A 15,002-nucleotide genomic window follows, 5' to 3' on the forward strand; every position below is an offset into this window, starting at 1 on the left:
CCCGCGAGCTCAGCGAGAGCCCGCGCCTGCTGATCGTCGCCAACCCCTGCTTCGGGCTGGACTTCCGGGCCACCGCCGAGATCCACGCGCGGCTGCGCGCCGCGCGCGACGGCGGCGCCGGCGTGCTGCTGATCAGCGAAGACCTCGACGAACTGCTCGCCCTGGCCTCGCGCCTGCTGGTGCTGTCGCACGGCCGCGTGGCGCTGCAGTGCCCGACCGCCGGCGCCGACCTCGGCGCGATCGGCCGCGCCATGGCCGGCGACGGCCACGACCTTCATGCAAAGGCCGCCTGACATGCCCGTGATCCATGCCCGGCCGGGCGACTTCCCGTTCGATCCGGCACGCACCGCCGTGCTGATGATCGACATGCAGCGCGACTTCCTCGAGCCCGGCGGCTTCGGCGCGATGCTCGGCAACGACGTCTCGCGGCTCGCGCCGATCGTGCCGCACTGCGTGCGGCTGCTGGCGCTGGCGCGCACGGCCGGGCTCACCGTCATCCACACCCAGGAGGCGCACGACCCCTCGCTGGCCGACTGCCCGCCCTCCAAGCGCGCGCGCGGCGCGCTGCCCTGCGGCATCGGCGACGCCGGCCCGCTCGGCCGCGTGCTGGTGGCCGGCGAGCCGGGCGCCGACTTCATCCCGGCGCTGCAGCCCCAGCCGGGCGACATCGTGCTGCGCAAGCCGGGCAAGGGCGCCTTTCATGCCACCGCGCTCGACGCGATCCTGCATGCACGCGGCATCACCCACCTGCTGATCGGCGGCGTGACCACCGAGGTCTGCGTGCAGAGCACGATGCGCGAGGCCAACGACCGCGGCTACGAGTGCCTGCTGGTCACCGACTGCACGGCCAGCTACTTCCCCGAGTTCCACGCGGCGGTGATCGAGATGGTGGTGGCGCAGGGCGGCATCGTCGGCTGGGCCACGCCACTGGCCGCGGTGGAAGGGGCGCTCGCATGATCGTCCGCGTGATCGCCCGGCGCCTGCTGGCGGCGCTGCCCAACCTGGCCGGCGTGATCGTCGTCACCTTCCTGCTCACGCGGGCGCTGCCCGGCGACCCGGCGGCCTACTTCGCCGGCGGCGCGGCCACGCAGGAGGCGATCGAGCAGGTGCGCGTGCAGCTCGGCCTGGACAGGCCGCTGCCCGAACAGTTCTTCCGCTACCTGGCCGACCTGGCGCGCGGCGAGCTCGGCACCTCGCTGACCACCGGGCAGCCGGTGCTGCAGGAGCTGATGACGCGGCTGCCCGCCTCGATCGAGATGGTGCTACTGGCGCTGGCACTGGCCTGCGCGATCGCGCTGCCGCTGGGCGTGCTGGCGGCCACGCGGCCGGGGTCATGGATCGACCAGCTGTGCCGCCTCGTCACCACGGCCGGTGTCTCGCTGCCGACCTTCTTCACCGGCCTGCTGCTGGCCTATGTCTTCTACTACCTGCTCGGCTGGGCGCCGTCGCCGCTGGGGCGGCTGGACCCGATGTGGTCGCCGCCGCCCACCGTCACCGGCCTGTACCTGATCGACGCGGCACTGGCCGGCGACGCCGCGCTGTGGTGGGCCTGCCTGAAGCAACTGGTGCTGCCGGTGCTGACGATGGCGATCTTCGTGCTCGCGCCGATCGCGCGCATGACACGCGCCTCGATGCTCTCGGTGCTCGGCAGCGACTTCATCCGCACCGCGCGCGCTTCCGGCCTGTCCAGCGGCACCGTGCTGGTGACCTACGCGCTGCGCAACGCGCTGCTGCCGGTGGTCACCACGCTGGGCATGGTGTTCGGCTTCATGCTCGGCTCCAGCGTGGTGATCGAGAAGGTGTTCGGCTGGCCCGGCGTGGGCAGCTACGCGATCGACGCGCTGACCGCCAGCGACTACGCGCCCATCCAGGGCTTCGTGCTGGCGATGGGCGTGCTGTTCGTGCTGCTGAACCTGGTGGTCGACCTGCTCTACACCCTGATCGACCCGCGGGTCTCGCTGGAGCACTGAGCCATGCAGGAGACGCTGCGCCACATCCGCCACGTGCTGACCGAGAACCCGGTGACGATGGTCGCGGCCGCGTTGTTCGCGCTGTTCGTGCTCGTCGCGCTGGCCGGCCCGGCGATCGCCCCGCACGATCCGCTGGCCAGCAACGTCGCCGTCGCGCTGCAGCCGCCCTCGGCCAGCCACTGGTTCGGCACCGACGCGCTCGGCCGCGACATCTTCTCGCGCACGCTGGTGGCCACGCGGCTCGACCTGGGCATCGCGGTGGCCGCGGTGGTGCTGTCGTTCGCGATCGGCATCTCGCTCGGGCTGGCCGCGGGCTTCTTCGGCGGCTGGTGGGACGCGGCGATCACGCGGCTGTCCGACACCATCATGGCCTTCCCGTTGTTCGTGCTGGCGATGGGCATCGTCGCGGCGCTGGGCAACACGGTGGGCAACATCGTGCTGGCCACGGCGATCATCAACCTGCCCTTCTACATCCGCGTGGCGCGCGCCGAAGCCAACGTGCGGCGCGGCGCCGGCTTCATCGAGGCGGCGCGCCTGTCGGGCAACGGCGACCTGCGCATCCTCGCCGTGCACCTGTTCCCCAACATCCTGCCGCCGGCGATGGTGCAGGTGAGCCTGAACATGGGCTGGGCGATCCTCAACGCCGCCGGCCTGTCCTTCATCGGCCTGGGCGTGCGGCCGCCGACGCCGGAGTGGGGCATCCTGGTCGCCGAGGGCGCGCAGTTCATCGTCTCCGGCGAGTGGTGGGTGAGCTTCTTCCCGGGGGCGGTGCTGATGCTGGCGGTGTTCACCTTCAACCTGCTGGGCGATGCGCTGCGCGACATCTTCGACCCGCGGCGGAGGACCTGACCATGAGCGCACCCCCGCTGCTGGATGTCCAGGGCTTCGGCCTGGAGTTCCGCACCCGCTCCGGCACCGTGCACGCGCTGCAGGGCATCGACCTCGCGGTGCACAAGGGCGAGATCGTCGGTCTGGTCGGTGAGAGCGGCTCGGGCAAGTCGGTGCTGAGCTATGCGCTGCTGGGCATCTCCGACCGCGCCGCCAAGGTCACCGGCGGCACGGCGCTGTTCGGCGGCGTCGACCTGCTGGCCTGCGGCGAGCGAACGCTGTCCGACCTGCGCGGCCGCGAGATCTCGATGATCTTCCAGAGCCCGCGCACCGCACTCAACCCGATCCGCACCGTCGGCCGGCAGATCGAGGACGTGCTGCGTCGCCACGCCGCGGCGCGCGGGCCCGACCTGGGCACCAGCCTGCGCAAGCGCGCCGTGCAGGCGCTGCGCGAGGTGGCCATCTCCGACCCCGAACGCCGCCACGGCGCCTATCCGTTCGAGATGTCCGGCGGCATGTGCCAGCGCGTGATGATCGCGCTGGCGCTGGCCTGCCGCCCCTCGCTGCTGATCGCCGACGAGCCGACCACCGGCCTGGACGTGACCACCCAGGCCGCGGTAATGGACCTGATCACCACGCTGGCGCGAGAGCGGCAGATGGCCACGCTGTTCATCACCCACGACCTCGCGCTGGCCGCCGACCATTGCGACCGCATCGTGGTGATGCACGCCGGCCACGCCGTCGAGGCCGCACCGGCGCGCGAGCTGTTCCGCGCGCCGCGCCACCCCTACAGCGCGCGGCTGCTCGGCTCCACGCCCGGCGAGCGCACGCGCAGTGCGCAGGAGCTGCTGCCGGTGCCCGGCAACCTGCCCGACCTGCGCCGCGACGACCTGCCCGGCTGCCGCTTCGCCGAGCGCTGCGAGCGCCGCAGCCCGCGCTGCACTGCCGAGCGCCCGCCGCTGCCGCGCGGCGACACGCACGCGGTGGCCTGCTGGCATCCGCTGACCGGGCCGCTCGCGGCCGCGACCGAGGAGACGGTCCATGCCTGAGGCCCCGCCGCTGCTGACCCTGATGCGGCTGCACAAGCGCTTCGCGCTGGCCGGTGGCCGCCAGCTGCACGCTGTGGACGACGTCGACTTCAGCATCGCGCCCGGCGAGAGCTTGGGGCTGGTCGGCGAGTCGGGCTGCGGCAAGAGCACGCTGGTGCGCGTGGTGGCGCGGCTGCTCGACGCCTCCGAGGGGCGCATCGTCTTCGACGGCGAGGACCTGGCCGCCGTGCCGGCACAGCGCTTTGCGCGCAGCGCAGCGCGCAGCGCGATCCAGATGGTCTTCCAGGACCCGACCGACAGCCTCAACCCTCGCTTCACGGCGCGCGAGGCGATCCGCGAGCCGCTCACGCTGCTGGCCAGGATGGACCGCCGCGCGGCCGATGCGCGCGTCGACGAGGTGGCGGCGCAGGTGGGCTTGCCGGCCGCGCTGCTGTCGCGCTTCCCGCACCAGCTCTCGGGGGGACAGAAAGCGCGCGTGGGCATCGCGCGCGCGCTGGCCGTCAAGCCGCGGCTGCTGATCCTCGACGAGCCCACCGCCGCACTCGACGTCTCGGTGCAGGCGGTGGTGCTTCAGCTGCTCGAGCAGCTGCGCGCCGAACTGGGGCTGGCGCTGCTGTTCGTCTCGCACGACCTGAACGTGGTGCGGCTGCTGACCGACCGCGTCGCGGTGATGTACCTCGGCAAGCTGGTCGAGATCGGGCCGTCCGAGCAGGTGTTCCGCGCGCCGCGGCACCCGTACACCCAGGCGCTGGTCTCGGCGATCCCGGGGCAGGGACCGCGCATCCGCCTGGCCGGCGAGGTGGCCAGCCCGATCGACCCGCCGGCACAGGCCTGCCGCTTCCATGGCCGCTGCCCGCGCGGCGAAGACCGCTGCGGCCGCGAGGCGCCGCCGCTGCGCGCGGTGGGCGCGCAGCGCGTGGCCTGCCACTTCGCCGATGTGCTGCCCGCGTAGACTCGACTTCATGCCCTTGCGCGCCGTCTCCACCCCGCCTGCCGACAGCCCCCGCGGCAACCTCGCGGACCAGGCCTATGCGCAGCTGAAGGCGCAGATCCACGATTTCCAGCTGCTGCCCGGCGACCGCTTCTCCGAGAACGAGATGAGCGCGCGGCTCGGCGTCAGCCGCACACCGCTGCGCGAGGCGCTGTTCCGGCTGCGCAACGAGGGCTTCCTCGACGTCGAGAGCAAGGCCGGCTGGACGGTGCGGCCGATCGACTTCGAGCGCCTCGACCAGCTCTACGACCTGCGCGTGCTGCTCGAGCTCGCCAGCGTGGCGCGGCTGTGCACGCGCGAGGGCGATCCGCCCGAGCTCGAAACGCTGAAGGCCGCATGGCTGGTACCGGCCAGCGAGCGCCTGGCCGACATGCGCGAGGTCGGCGCGCTCGACGAGCAGTTCCACGCCACGCTGGTGCGCGCCGCCGGCAACGCCGAGATCGCCAAGGTGCACTGGGACGTCACCGAGCGCATCCGCATCGTGCGGCGCCTGGATTTCACCCGCGAGGACCGCATCGACGCCACCTACGCCGAGCACGCCAAGATCCTGCGCGCCGTTCTGCAGCGCAAGGCCGACCAGGCCCAGCTGCTGCTGAGGTCGCACATCGAGCAGAGCAAGGCCGAGGTGCGCAAGATCACGCTGGGCACGCTGCACGAGGCACGCCTGCGCGCGCGCGCGGCTGCGCGCTGACGCCGCCGATCAGCGGCCCGGCGCCGCCGGAACGTCCACCCAGGCCTGGAGCCCGCCGCCTTCGCGCGGCGCCAGGCCCACGTCCCAGCCGTTGGCGCGCGCCAGCTGCTGCACGATCGCCAGGCCCAGGCCGAACGCGCCGGCCTCGCCACCTGCCGCGCCGCCGGCCCGGTGGAAGGGGCGGAAGGCGAGCGCCAGCTGGTCGGGGGCGAGGCTCGGGCCGCGGTCGAGCACGGCGATGCGCACGCCACCGGACTGGCTGCGTGCGGACAGCTCGATCGGCCCGGGTGCGTAGCGCAGGGCGTTGTTCACCAGGTTGTCGACCACGCGACCGAGCGCGCCCGGCGCGGCACGCACACGCAGGGTGTCGTGGCAGTCCACGCGCAGCGTCGAGCCGGCCGCAAGGGCGGCGTCGGCGTGCGCCTGCGCCCGTTCGTGCAGCCAGGCACACAGCTCGAACTCGGCCGGCGCCTCCGTGTTCAGGCCGCGCGAGATCTCCAGCATCTGGCCGATCAGCGCGTTCATCTCCTCGATGTCGCGCTCGAGGCGGGTGATCAGCGCCGGATCGGGCCGCAACGACAGCATCTCCAGCGCCAGCCGCATGCGCGCCAGCGGCGTGCGCAGGTCGTGCGAGACACCGGCGAACAGCGTGGTGCGCGCATCCAGCAGCTCGCGCACACGGCGCGCCATCTCGTTGAAGTGGCGTGCCAGGTCGGCCAGTTCGCGCGGGCCGGTCTCGGGCAGGGGTTCGGGGCTGTCGCCACGCGCCAGCTCGGCCGCCGCCGCCTCGAAGCGCGCTACCGGCTCGGCAATGCGCCGCGCCAGCCACCACGACAGCAGCAGCACCAGCGCCAGGCCGATGGCGAAGGGCAGCACCAGCGCTCCGAGCGGGCGGGTCTTCATGCGGTCCTCGGCGAAGCCCACGCCCATCGAGCGGCCACCGCTGTCCACCACGGTCCACAGCCACAGGCGGCCATCGACCGATCGCTCCGATTGGAAGAACACCTCGCGCCCGGTGCGCTGCGCGAGGGCGCGCTCGAGGAACAGCAGATAGGGCCCGTGGCGCAGGCCGGTGTCCGGCGGGACCTGCATCCCGGGACGCAGCGCGATCTGGTGGCTCTGCGACAGCTCCGCCTCGAACACCGGGCGCGTGTCCGGCGGCAGCTCGCTCCAGGTCTGCGCCGCCAGCACCATCAGGCCCGCGAGATCGTCGGCGGCACGGCGCGCCATCGGCAGGAAGATGAAACCGAGTGCGCCCGCGGCGGTGACGAGTTCGAGCGCGATGAACAGCGCCGCCAGCCAGCGGGCGTTCTGCCGCGCCAGCCCCGGAACGCGGCGCGGCGCGTCCATCAGGCCGGCTCGCCGAGCGGATTGAAGAGATAGCCCTCGCCGCGCACCGTGCGGATGTAGACCGGATGCGCCGGGTCGGCCTCGATGCGCCGGCGCAGCCGGGTGACGCGAACGTCGATGCTGCGGTCGAAGGCGCTGCGCTCGTAACCCTTGAGCCGCTCGATCAGGTCGTCGCGCGAGAGCACCCGGTTCGGGTGTTCGGCGAACACCTTCAGCAGCTGGAACTCCGCCGTCGAGATCGCCACCTCGCTGTCGCCGCGCATCAGCCGCCAGGCGGCACTATCTAGCACGTAGGGGCCAAAGGCATGCACGCCCGGTGGTACCGCGGCGGCCGGCGAGGCGGGCACCGCTGGCCGGGCCCGGCGCAGCAACGCACGCAGCCTCGCGAGCAGTTCGCGCGGGCTGAACGGCTTGGGCAGGTAGTCGTCGGCGCCCATCTCCAGGCCGACCACGCGGTCGATCTCCTCGCCGCGCGCCGACACCATGAGGATGGGCACCTCGCTGGTCTTGCGCAGTTCGCGGGCCAGGCTCAGGCCGTCCTCGCCGGGCAGCATCAGGTCGAGCACGATCGCATCCGGCGGCGACTCGGCGATGCGTCGCCGCATCTGGCCGCCATCGATGGCGGTGTCGACCACGAAGCCGCTGGCGCTCAGGTAATCGGCCAGCAGTTCGCGCAGCGCAGGGTCGTCGTCGACGACCAGGATGCGGGACGGACCGGCAGCGTTCATCGCCGTCGAGTGTAGCCAGCGCCCCCGGCTCGAAACGCGCCGAACCTTGTCGAAACGCAGTGAAACGCGATGGCGCGCGCTCGACATCGCCCGGCAATCGCCGCCGCCGAGCATTCATTCATGGTGATGAACAGATGGCTGATCGGCGCGGTGTCGCTGGCCGTGTGCTGGATGGTCACGGTCGGTGAGGCAGCGGCGCAAGGCGCGAGCACGGGCGAGAAACCGCTCGACCTGACCGTGCCGCGCCAGGCCGGCCAGTGGATCGGACTGGCCGAGCGCAGCGCACTGCCGGAACCCGGGCCGGCGGCCTCCAGGCCGACGCGGGCCGGCGACGCCGGGGCCCGCAGCCGCAGCCAGCCCTACGGCACGGGCTACGAAGCACGCATGTCGGCGGGGCCAGCCGTGGGCGGCCCGGGCCGTGCCGCAGGCCCGCCACCCGCAGCCGCCCCCCGGGGCCGGGGCCGATGAGCCCCGCGATGGAGTTCCCAGTCGAGGCCGATGGCCTCATTTCAAGCAAGGAGAGATCGAGATGAGCACTCAACACACCCTTCAGGCCCTCGTGGCGGCCGTGGCCGTCGCGCTGTCGGCTGCTGCCGCCGCGCAGACGCAGACGCCGGTGCAGGACCAGACGCGCACCCAGGCGCGCGACCAGGCCAAGGACCAGGCCAAGGACCAGGCCAAGGACCAGGCCAAGGACCAGACCAAGGACCAGGATCGCGTCAAGGATCAGACGAAGGACCAGGACCGTTTGCAGGACCGCACCCGCGACCAGGTCAAGGACCAGACCAAGGATCAGACGAAGGAGCAGGCCAAGACGCAGACGCGCACCCGCACCGAAACCAAGGCGCGTACCGAAGAGCAGGCGCGTAGCCAGAAGGGCACGGCCTCGGGCACCGGTTCCGCCGGTGGCGGTGCCGGTGGCGGCGGCGCGGGCGGTGGTGGTGCCGGCGGTGGCGGTGGCGCCGGCGGTGGTGGTGGTGGTGGCGCGGGCGGCGGTGGCCGCTGATCCACGGCACGAGCAGGAGCACCAGGCATGAAGTTCACCTACCGCACCCTCGCGGCGACGGCCTCGGCCCTGGCCCTGCTCGGCTCGGCCGCGCAGGCCCAGCCGGGCCCGGATCGCCGCCCCGGCCCGGAGGCACGCAAGCCGGCGGCGCCGGCCTTCCGCACGCCGCACATCCGTTTCGACGGGCAGTATCTCCACAACCACTACTACCCCGAACGCGGCTATGTCGTGCCTCGGCTGCCGACCGGCAGCATCAGCATCAGCTACGCCGGCGGCAGCTACTTCTTCCACGGCGGCGTGTGGTACCGGCCCTCGGGCACGCGTTTCGTCGTGGTGCTGCCGCCGATCGGCATCTTCGTGCCGTTGCTGCCTTCGGCCTACGTCACCCTGTGGATCGGCGGCAGCTACGTCTACTACGCCAACGGCGTGTACTACGCGCCGTCCGGCACCGGCTACGTGGTGATCGCACCGCCCGCCGAAGCCGAGAAGGTGCCCGCCGCCGCGCCGGAGCCGGTGATCTACCCGCGCAACGGCCAGAGTGCCGAGCAGACGGAGATCGACCGGCGCGAGTGCAACCGCTGGGCGACCACGCAGCCTGCGGCGATGCAGGACGCCAGCGTGTTCCAGCGCGCCTTCTCGGCGTGCATGGACGCACGCGGCTACACCGTGCGCTGAGCCCCTCGCCGTGCGCGGCCACGCGCACGGCAACCATCGAAAGGCTTTCCATGCAACGCAAGCAGTTCCTTCACCATCTCGGCGCGCTGGCCGGCGTCGCCGCGCTCGGCCCGCTGGTCAGTGCCTGCGGCGGCGGCAGCGACTCCGCTGTCTCCGTGCCGGCCACCACGACGACCACCACGCCGCCCACCACCACGCCGACGACTGCTTCGACGACCACGACGACGACAACGACGCCGTCGAGCACCTCCGTCGGCCTGTCGGCCGACGAGATCGCTGGCCTGAAGTTCATGCGCGAGGAGGAAAAGCTCGCCCATGACGTCTACGTGGCGATGTACGCCATGTGGGGCCACAACACGTTCGAGAACATCGCCGAGAGCGAGACGACGCACACCGAGGCCATCCTGGCGCTGCTGAACAAGTACGGCGTCGACGACCCGGCCGCAGGCAAGCCGCCCGGCGTGTTCGAGGATTCCGGGCTGCAGCATCTGTACGACGCGCTGGTGGCAGCCGGCGGCGCCAACCTGATCGAAGGCCTCAAGGTTGGCGCGCTGATCGAGGAGACGGACATCCAGGACATCGAGGAGCGCAAGGCGGTGACCGACGAGGCCGACATCCTGCGCGTCTACGACAGCCTGCTGTGCGGCTCGCGCAACCACCTGCGTGCCTTCAACAAGGCGCTGCTCGACCAAGGCGTGACCTACGTGTCGCAGGTGATCAGCCAGCAGGAGTGGGACGCGATCGCCAGCTCGGCGCGCGAGACCTGCGGCGGCTGAGGGCGCCGCCAGCGGCGCACGAAAAAGGGGCCCGGCAGCTGCCGGGCCCCTTTCACTTGATTGAACGCTCGACGCGCTTCAGTTCACCGTGATGTCGATGTAGCTGGTGTTGCTGTCGACCAGCGTCGAGGCTGTCTCGGACGAGTGCAGGTTCTCGATCGCGACGTTCCTGTTGTACGTCGCGCTACCCACCGTCGCGCTGTCGTCCAGCGAGAAGGTGAGGCGATACGTCCCCGACTTGTCGCCCGCCGAGCACTGGTTGAGGCGCCAGTTGAAGCCGTAGGTGAGGCTTCCACCGACGTTGATCTCGGCGCCGTACTTCGGGACCTGGGACCCGTCGGCCACGGCCAGGCCTTCGGCGATCGAGCCGTTGAAGCCGCAGGCGTGGTCGGTCGGCACGCCATTGACCAGCTTCTGGATCTTCAGCCGCGCCACCACCGTGTAGACACGCCGCTCGGTGGCCGCCGCCGTCGTACCCGTCGTCCCCTGCATCTCGTTGATGCCCTGGCCGTACAGGAAGGTCATCGGATAGGCCACCATGGCCTCGGTGGTGGGCCAGGAGGTGCCACCCGGATACTGCCGCAGCACGGTCTCGACCCGAATCACCTGGTTCGGCGACAGCGACGCGCTGGTGAGGTTGTCACCCCAGTCCAGCTCCACGCTCTGCGCGGCCGTCTTGCCGTTGATCCAGCTCGCCTGCCAGGTGCTGGCGGTCTGCTGCTTGTAGTAGTTCGTGCCATTGAGCGCGTAGATGTCGGCGCTGTTCAGGTACGGGAACGGATCGCTCGTGTCGGTCGCCGTCGGGCGCAGGCCGGTGGCCAAGTCCGTGTAGTCCGTCCCGGTGATGACACCGCCCGTGACACCGACGCCGTCGGCGAAGACCAGCGGCACCGACAGGTTGTTGCCGAAGCCGGTGTCGCCGCCGCCACCGCTGCCGGTACCCGGCGAACCGCGCGGCGTCGCAGACACTTCGGCCGAAGCCGGCCCTTCACCCCCTGCGGTGACCGCGGTCACGACGTAGTAGTAGGTCACCTGGCCGGCCGGCACGAGATCGATGTGCGGCGAGACCACGCCTTCCACCTTGTCGGCCACGCTCACGCCCGGGTCGATGCCAGGCGTCGTGCTGCGATAGAGGTTGTAGGAGAGGATGTCGGCCGGATCGGTCGGCGGCAGCGGAAGCGACCATTGCAGCGTCACCGACTTGGTCGTCTCGGGCGTGAGCACGGCACTCAGCGATTGCGGTGCATTCGGCACGGGCACCTGCGGTGTGGCCGACACCTGCTCCGAGGCTGCGCTCTCGCCACCGGTGCCGAGCGCCGTGATGACGTAGTAGTAGGGCGTGCCATTGGTCAGACCGGTATGCACGAAGGGCGCCGTCGCATTCTCGACCTTGGTGCCGGTGGCCGGCGTCACGCCAGCCGTCGTCGACCAGTAGAGGTTGAACGACGTGCTGCCGGGATTCCCGCGCCAGTCGACGGTCACCTCCGTGTCGCCGGAGACGGCGGAGACGGTAATCGGTGCGCTCGGCGGAAGCGTCACGGAAGCGATGTTCGACGGCGGGCCTTCCCCGTCGCCGTTGACCGCGGTCACGGCGAAGTAGTACGTGGTGTTGTTGGTCAGCCCGGTCTGCACGTGCGGCGACGTGACACCGGTGACCTTCGTCGCGTTGGCGGCCGACAGGTTCGAGCTCGCCGACCAGTACAGGTTGTAGCTCGTCGCGCCCGACGCCGGTGACCACGTCAGCGTGGCCTGGGCGTCGCCCGCCACGGCGGCCAGCTGGCTGGGCGCATCCGGCGCGTCACTCCCGCCACCGCATGCGGCCAGGAATCCGAGGGTCATCCAGCCGATGACACCCCAGATCGAAAGCCTTCGAATTCGATCCTTCCACAGATTCAACATGTCGTACTCCTCCGACTCGATGAGCCTGCCGCGCGAGCGCCGCAGGGGAATGCATTCGCCTCGGCCATCCCGTATGACCGCTTGCGAGCACGGCCCATGCTGGCGCGCAGGCCACATACCCTGTTGAGTACCCTCAATGGTCGAGCGCGCGCGGCGGCTTCCGCGTTCGGCAACGGAGCCAGATCAAGGACGATTCAGTGGCGAAGCAACACCGCCACGAAAAAGAAGCCCGCGTTGTAGAACGCGTGCAGCATCACCGCCGGCCAGACGCTGCCCAGGCGCTCACGCAGATGGCCGAGCACCAGCGACGGGACCATGGTGGCCAGCGCCCAGGCCGGTGGCTGGGCCCACAGATGGGCGACGGCGAAGGCGAAGCTGGTCAGGAGATTGGCGGCGCTGACGGGCCCCACCCGCCGCCATGCGCTCAGGCGCAGCAGCTGGCCCTGCAGCAGCCCGCGGAAGACCAGTTCCTCGGCCGCCGGCAGCAGGAACGCAAGCACCGCCCAGGCCCATGGCCCGCCCGGGGCGCGCATGTGCGGGCCGACCGCCAGCGCCAGTGCGGCCCAGACCGGCACCGCGGCCCCTGCCGCGCGCAGCACGTGCGGGTCGCGACTCCAGCCCCACCAACCGGGGGCCGGCCTGCGCAGCGCGCACTCCAGGCACAACCCAGGCCGGACGAGGCTTGCTGCGGCACCGGGCTTCACATCGGCAGGGGCCGCGTCAGGGCCCGTCCCGGCGCGAGCGAACGCGCCTCAGCAGGAGACCGACCAGGCCGAAGCCGGCCAGCAAGGGCAGCGTCGGGTCCAGCGGAGACTCGCCTCGACTCAGGGTGCATCCGCCGCCGTCGTGACTGACGGTCAAGCGGGCCGTGGCCGCGTTGTCGGCCAGGTCCGTCTCCAGGCTCGCCGTGCTGACCGCGGCGTCCAGGCCGTAGACGCCCTCGAAGCCGGTGATCAGCCGCAGCTGCACCGATCCACTCTGCCCGACCGGAATCGAGGCGAACGTGCAGCGGAAGTCGGCGCCGTCGATCGTGCACGCATCTGCGCCGCTGATGGCCCGCAGGTCGAATCGCGCCGGAACGGTGCCGCGCAGTACCACGTCGAGGGCATCGGCGGTACCCTCGTTGAGGACCGTCAGCGTCAGGACGGCCTCGTCGTCTTCCTTGAACGCCAGGTCGGTCGTGCTCAGCTTCAGGTCGGCCAGCTGCACGGCGGTGATCGTCGCCAGCATGGCATCCTTGGTCGACGCGTCGCCGACGGTCTGCTCACCCATCCAGAGCACCGTGACCGAGGTCCCGTCCGGCGCCGCGCGCAATTGCGCCTCCGACTGCCCGGCCGTGTCGGCCGACACCGGCGTGAAGGCCTCGAAGCTGGCCCCCTGGTCGATCGACCTGGAGACGTACACGCGCCCCGAGGCCGCGGCCAGCGTGTTGCCCTCCGTGGCGTAGGAGACGAAGAGCACGTTGACGTCCTGCGTGTCGCCTGGGTCCGCGCTGCCGGTGAGCGGGTTGACCACGGTGGCCGGCGTCGGCACGAGGCGCGGCTCGACCACGCGCACCGACGGCGAGGCCAGCTGCGACACGTTCATCGGCGCGGACCAGCTGCCCGGGCTGCCCCCTGCGGTGGAGCGGGCCACGAAGAGGTTGTAGTTGGCCGTCGGCACGGCCGTGCGTTCGGGGTCGGCCCCAACCATGTCGGGCGTCTGGTCGTAGGCCAGCACCACCACGTCGCCGCGCAGGATGGCCCGGTGCGCATTGGCGTTGCCGCCGGTTGCGGCAAGGTCGGTCATCCGCTGCGGCGCATCGGCCAGGATGTCGGCAGGCAGGTAGCCGGTCGATCCCGGCCGGGCGGCCGTGTCGAGCAGGCCGCGCCGCAGCACGATGTCCGCCGGCGCCCCCGGCGCCACGGTGGGCGACTCGCGCCACAGCAGCAGCGCGCGCAGGCTGGACGAACCGGCCGCAGCCGCGCCCTGCAGCACGAAGCGCACGCGCCTGGAGTTGCGCGTCACGTCGCTGACGATCGTGCCCGGTGAGCCGGCATCGTGGCTGGCGTAGGGGAACGAGTGGTACACGATGCACTTGCCCCCGCTGCCGCCCGGGCAGGCGGTCTCTTCGTAGGCCAGCACCGCCGTCGAGCCGCTGATCTGCAGGTTGGCGCGCGACGCGCCGGGCTGCCCGACGCCGCGCGAGTTGTTGTCGCTGACCTGGGCCACGTTGGCCAGCAGCGTCGCGGTGTCCGGCGCCGGCGCGTGCGTGTACCAGATGTTGGTGCCGCCGCTGACGGTGGCGCCCGTTCCGCCATCGCCCGGCCCTTCGGCTTCTCCGGGCTGCAGTCCTTCCGGATCTTCCTGCCAGGCGATCGCGAAGGCCGTGCCGGTGGCGTTGCCCGCCACCACGTCGCCGATCGCGTCGCGCTCGCCGTTGGTGAGCTGCTGCACGCTCCACTGGGCCAGTGCGGGATCGGTGGTCGTCGCCACCCACATGCAGTTGAACGGGCGATCAGCCACCCCGTCACCGTCGAGATCCGCGGCGCCCTGGATGCCGCTGGCATAGCCGCCGCTGCGCCCCGCCCCGACGTTGTCTGGGCAGTAGCCGCTGGCCCAGGTGACCACCACGCGCGGCCCCGAGGTCACGGGCGGCGCGAAGATGTTCGGCTTGTCGTTGTCGACCACGAAGCTTGCCGCGGTTCGGGTCGTGATGTTCTGGCCGCCGGTCGGGGATCCGGCGCCGTCGCGCGACAGCAGCACCGGCGCGGACCAGGTCGCGCCGTCGTCGAGCGAGGCCCGGGCATAGACGTCCTGCCGACCCGGCGGACCGTCGGCATAGGTGGACAGCCAGACCTTGCGGAACGCGCTGCCGTCCTGGTAGGCCAGGCGCACCACCTTCGCCTTCTCGGTGGCGGTGGCGGTCTGGCTGATGTTGGTCGCCGGCCCGGCCTGCAGCAGGGTACCGGCATAGCCCAGCACGGCCACTGCGCACAGCGGAACGATCACTCCGAACCGGATGCGTCGCTTCAACATGGATCTCCGAATGAATGGACA

15 protein-coding genes and 1 pseudogene are annotated in these 15,002 nt (G+C 71.5%); 11 read left to right on the forward strand and 5 right to left on the reverse strand.

Annotated elements, in window-relative coordinates; translation table 11 throughout:
* The 7 genes and pseudogenes from AB7U92_RS07730 to AB7U92_RS07760 form a co-directional block, all read left to right on the forward strand.
* Positions 1-293, forward strand: a pseudogene (locus AB7U92_RS07730) (ABC transporter ATP-binding protein); the annotation flags it as partial.
* A 1-nt stretch (position 294) separates the two neighbouring features.
* Positions 295-957, forward strand: coding sequence for a cysteine hydrolase family protein (locus tag AB7U92_RS07735; protein WP_428575602.1), 663 nt, complete (start codon positions 295-297; stop codon positions 955-957).
* Positions 954-1,970 (forward strand): ABC transporter permease, encoded by a 1,017-nt coding sequence (locus tag AB7U92_RS07740; protein ID WP_428575603.1) that lies wholly within the window; start codon positions 954-956, stop codon positions 1,968-1,970. Before AB7U92_RS07735 ends, AB7U92_RS07740 begins: the two co-directional genes overlap by 4 nt.
* A 3-nt stretch (positions 1,971-1,973) precedes the next feature.
* Positions 1,974-2,819 carry an ABC transporter permease gene (locus AB7U92_RS07745; RefSeq protein ID WP_428575604.1) on the forward strand — a complete coding sequence of 282 codons (846 nt, stop codon included), beginning with the start codon at positions 1,974-1,976 and terminating at the stop codon, positions 2,817-2,819.
* Positions 2,820-2,821: 2 nt separating this feature from the next.
* Positions 2,822-3,847 (forward strand): ABC transporter ATP-binding protein, encoded by a 1,026-nt coding sequence (locus tag AB7U92_RS07750; protein WP_428575605.1) that lies wholly within the window; start codon positions 2,822-2,824, stop codon positions 3,845-3,847.
* A complete protein-coding gene (locus AB7U92_RS07755; protein WP_428575606.1) occupies positions 3,840-4,799 on the forward strand; it encodes an ABC transporter ATP-binding protein in 960 nt (319 codons plus the stop codon). The genes AB7U92_RS07750 and AB7U92_RS07755 overlap by 8 nt, the downstream gene beginning before the upstream one ends.
* 10 nt (positions 4,800-4,809) lie before the next feature.
* Positions 4,810-5,529 (forward strand): GntR family transcriptional regulator, encoded by a 720-nt coding sequence (locus tag AB7U92_RS07760; protein WP_428575607.1) that lies wholly within the window; start codon positions 4,810-4,812, stop codon positions 5,527-5,529.
* A 9-nt stretch (positions 5,530-5,538) separates the two neighbouring features.
* On the opposite strand, the gene AB7U92_RS07765 is transcribed toward AB7U92_RS07760, so the two are convergent.
* Together AB7U92_RS07765 and AB7U92_RS07770 are read right to left on the reverse strand one after the other, a co-directional pair.
* Positions 5,539-6,879: an ATP-binding protein gene (locus tag AB7U92_RS07765; RefSeq protein ID WP_428575608.1), complete on the reverse strand. Its 1,341-nt coding sequence runs from the start codon at positions 6,877-6,879 to the stop codon at positions 5,539-5,541.
* On the reverse strand, positions 6,879-7,607 hold the full coding sequence (locus tag AB7U92_RS07770) for a response regulator (RefSeq protein WP_428575609.1): 729 nt from the start codon (positions 7,605-7,607) through the stop codon (positions 6,879-6,881). Before AB7U92_RS07770 ends, AB7U92_RS07765 begins: the two co-directional genes overlap by 1 nt.
* A 120-nt stretch (positions 7,608-7,727) precedes the next feature.
* Here AB7U92_RS07770 and AB7U92_RS07775 point away from each other — a divergent pair, with 120 nt between their 5' ends.
* The 4 genes from AB7U92_RS07775 (at position 7,728) to AB7U92_RS07790 (ending at position 10,064) form a co-directional block, all read left to right on the forward strand.
* On the forward strand, positions 7,728-8,075 hold the full coding sequence (locus AB7U92_RS07775; protein ID WP_428575610.1) for a hypothetical protein: 348 nt from the start codon (positions 7,728-7,730) through the stop codon (positions 8,073-8,075).
* 61 nt (positions 8,076-8,136) lie between these two features.
* On the forward strand, positions 8,137-8,613 hold the full coding sequence (locus AB7U92_RS07780) for a hypothetical protein (protein ID WP_428575611.1): 477 nt from the start codon (positions 8,137-8,139) through the stop codon (positions 8,611-8,613).
* Between the two features lie 27 nt (positions 8,614-8,640).
* Positions 8,641-9,288 (forward strand): DUF6515 family protein, encoded by a 648-nt coding sequence (locus AB7U92_RS07785; protein ID WP_428575612.1) that lies wholly within the window; start codon positions 8,641-8,643, stop codon positions 9,286-9,288.
* Positions 9,289-9,338: 50 nt separating this feature from the next.
* On the forward strand, positions 9,339-10,064 hold the full coding sequence (locus AB7U92_RS07790; protein WP_428575613.1) for a DUF2202 domain-containing protein: 726 nt from the start codon (positions 9,339-9,341) through the stop codon (positions 10,062-10,064).
* 78 nt (positions 10,065-10,142) lie between these two features.
* Here the strand turns inward: AB7U92_RS07790 and AB7U92_RS07795 are convergent, their stop codons facing one another.
* The 3 genes from AB7U92_RS07795 to AB7U92_RS07805 all read right to left on the reverse strand — a co-directional run bounded on the left by AB7U92_RS07795 (position 10,143) and on the right by AB7U92_RS07805 (position 14,978).
* Positions 10,143-11,963 carry a fibronectin type III domain-containing protein gene (locus AB7U92_RS07795; RefSeq protein ID WP_428575614.1) on the reverse strand — a complete coding sequence of 607 codons (1,821 nt, stop codon included), beginning with the start codon at positions 11,961-11,963 and terminating at the stop codon, positions 10,143-10,145.
* Positions 11,964-12,157: 194 nt separating this feature from the next.
* Positions 12,158-12,538, reverse strand: coding sequence for a JDVT-CTERM system glutamic-type intramembrane protease MrtJ (mrtJ, locus tag AB7U92_RS07800; protein ID WP_428575615.1), 381 nt, complete (start codon positions 12,536-12,538; stop codon positions 12,158-12,160).
* A 145-nt stretch (positions 12,539-12,683) separates the two neighbouring features.
* The gene (locus tag AB7U92_RS07805; RefSeq protein WP_428575616.1) at positions 12,684-14,978 is read right to left on the reverse strand and encodes a choice-of-anchor O protein; all 2,295 of its coding nucleotides are present in this window, start codon (positions 14,976-14,978) and stop codon (positions 12,684-12,686) included.
* Positions 14,979-15,002: the final 24 nt, after the last annotated feature.

The sequence above is a fragment of the Piscinibacter sp. genome (assembly GCF_050175855.1).
Lineage (GTDB): Bacteria > Pseudomonadota > Gammaproteobacteria > Burkholderiales > Burkholderiaceae_C > Piscinibacter.

Bases quoted from the DNA above. Each gene is read 5' to 3' on its own strand.
- AB7U92_RS07735 (WP_428575602.1), top strand. From the start codon at position 295: ATGCCCGTGATCCATGCCCGGCCGGGCGACTTCCCGTTCGATCCGGCA.
- AB7U92_RS07740 (WP_428575603.1), top strand. From the start codon at position 954: ATGATCGTCCGCGTGATCGCCCGGCGCCTGCTGGCGGCGCTGCCCAAC.
- AB7U92_RS07745 (WP_428575604.1), top strand. From the start codon at position 1,974: ATGCAGGAGACGCTGCGCCACATCCGCCACGTGCTGACCGAGAACCCG.
- AB7U92_RS07750 (WP_428575605.1), top strand. From the start codon at position 2,822: ATGAGCGCACCCCCGCTGCTGGATGTCCAGGGCTTCGGCCTGGAGTTC.
- AB7U92_RS07755 (WP_428575606.1), top strand. From the start codon at position 3,840: ATGCCTGAGGCCCCGCCGCTGCTGACCCTGATGCGGCTGCACAAGCGC.
- AB7U92_RS07760 (WP_428575607.1), top strand. From the start codon at position 4,810: ATGCCCTTGCGCGCCGTCTCCACCCCGCCTGCCGACAGCCCCCGCGGC.
- AB7U92_RS07765 (WP_428575608.1), bottom strand. From the start codon at position 6,879: ATGGACGCGCCGCGCCGCGTTCCGGGGCTGGCGCGGCAGAACGCCCGC.
- AB7U92_RS07770 (WP_428575609.1), bottom strand. From the start codon at position 7,607: ATGAACGCTGCCGGTCCGTCCCGCATCCTGGTCGTCGACGACGACCCT.
- AB7U92_RS07775 (WP_428575610.1), top strand. From the start codon at position 7,728: ATGGTGATGAACAGATGGCTGATCGGCGCGGTGTCGCTGGCCGTGTGC.
- AB7U92_RS07780 (WP_428575611.1), top strand. From the start codon at position 8,137: ATGAGCACTCAACACACCCTTCAGGCCCTCGTGGCGGCCGTGGCCGTC.
- AB7U92_RS07785 (WP_428575612.1), top strand. From the start codon at position 8,641: ATGAAGTTCACCTACCGCACCCTCGCGGCGACGGCCTCGGCCCTGGCC.
- AB7U92_RS07790 (WP_428575613.1), top strand. From the start codon at position 9,339: ATGCAACGCAAGCAGTTCCTTCACCATCTCGGCGCGCTGGCCGGCGTC.
- AB7U92_RS07795 (WP_428575614.1), bottom strand. From the start codon at position 11,963: ATGTTGAATCTGTGGAAGGATCGAATTCGAAGGCTTTCGATCTGGGGT.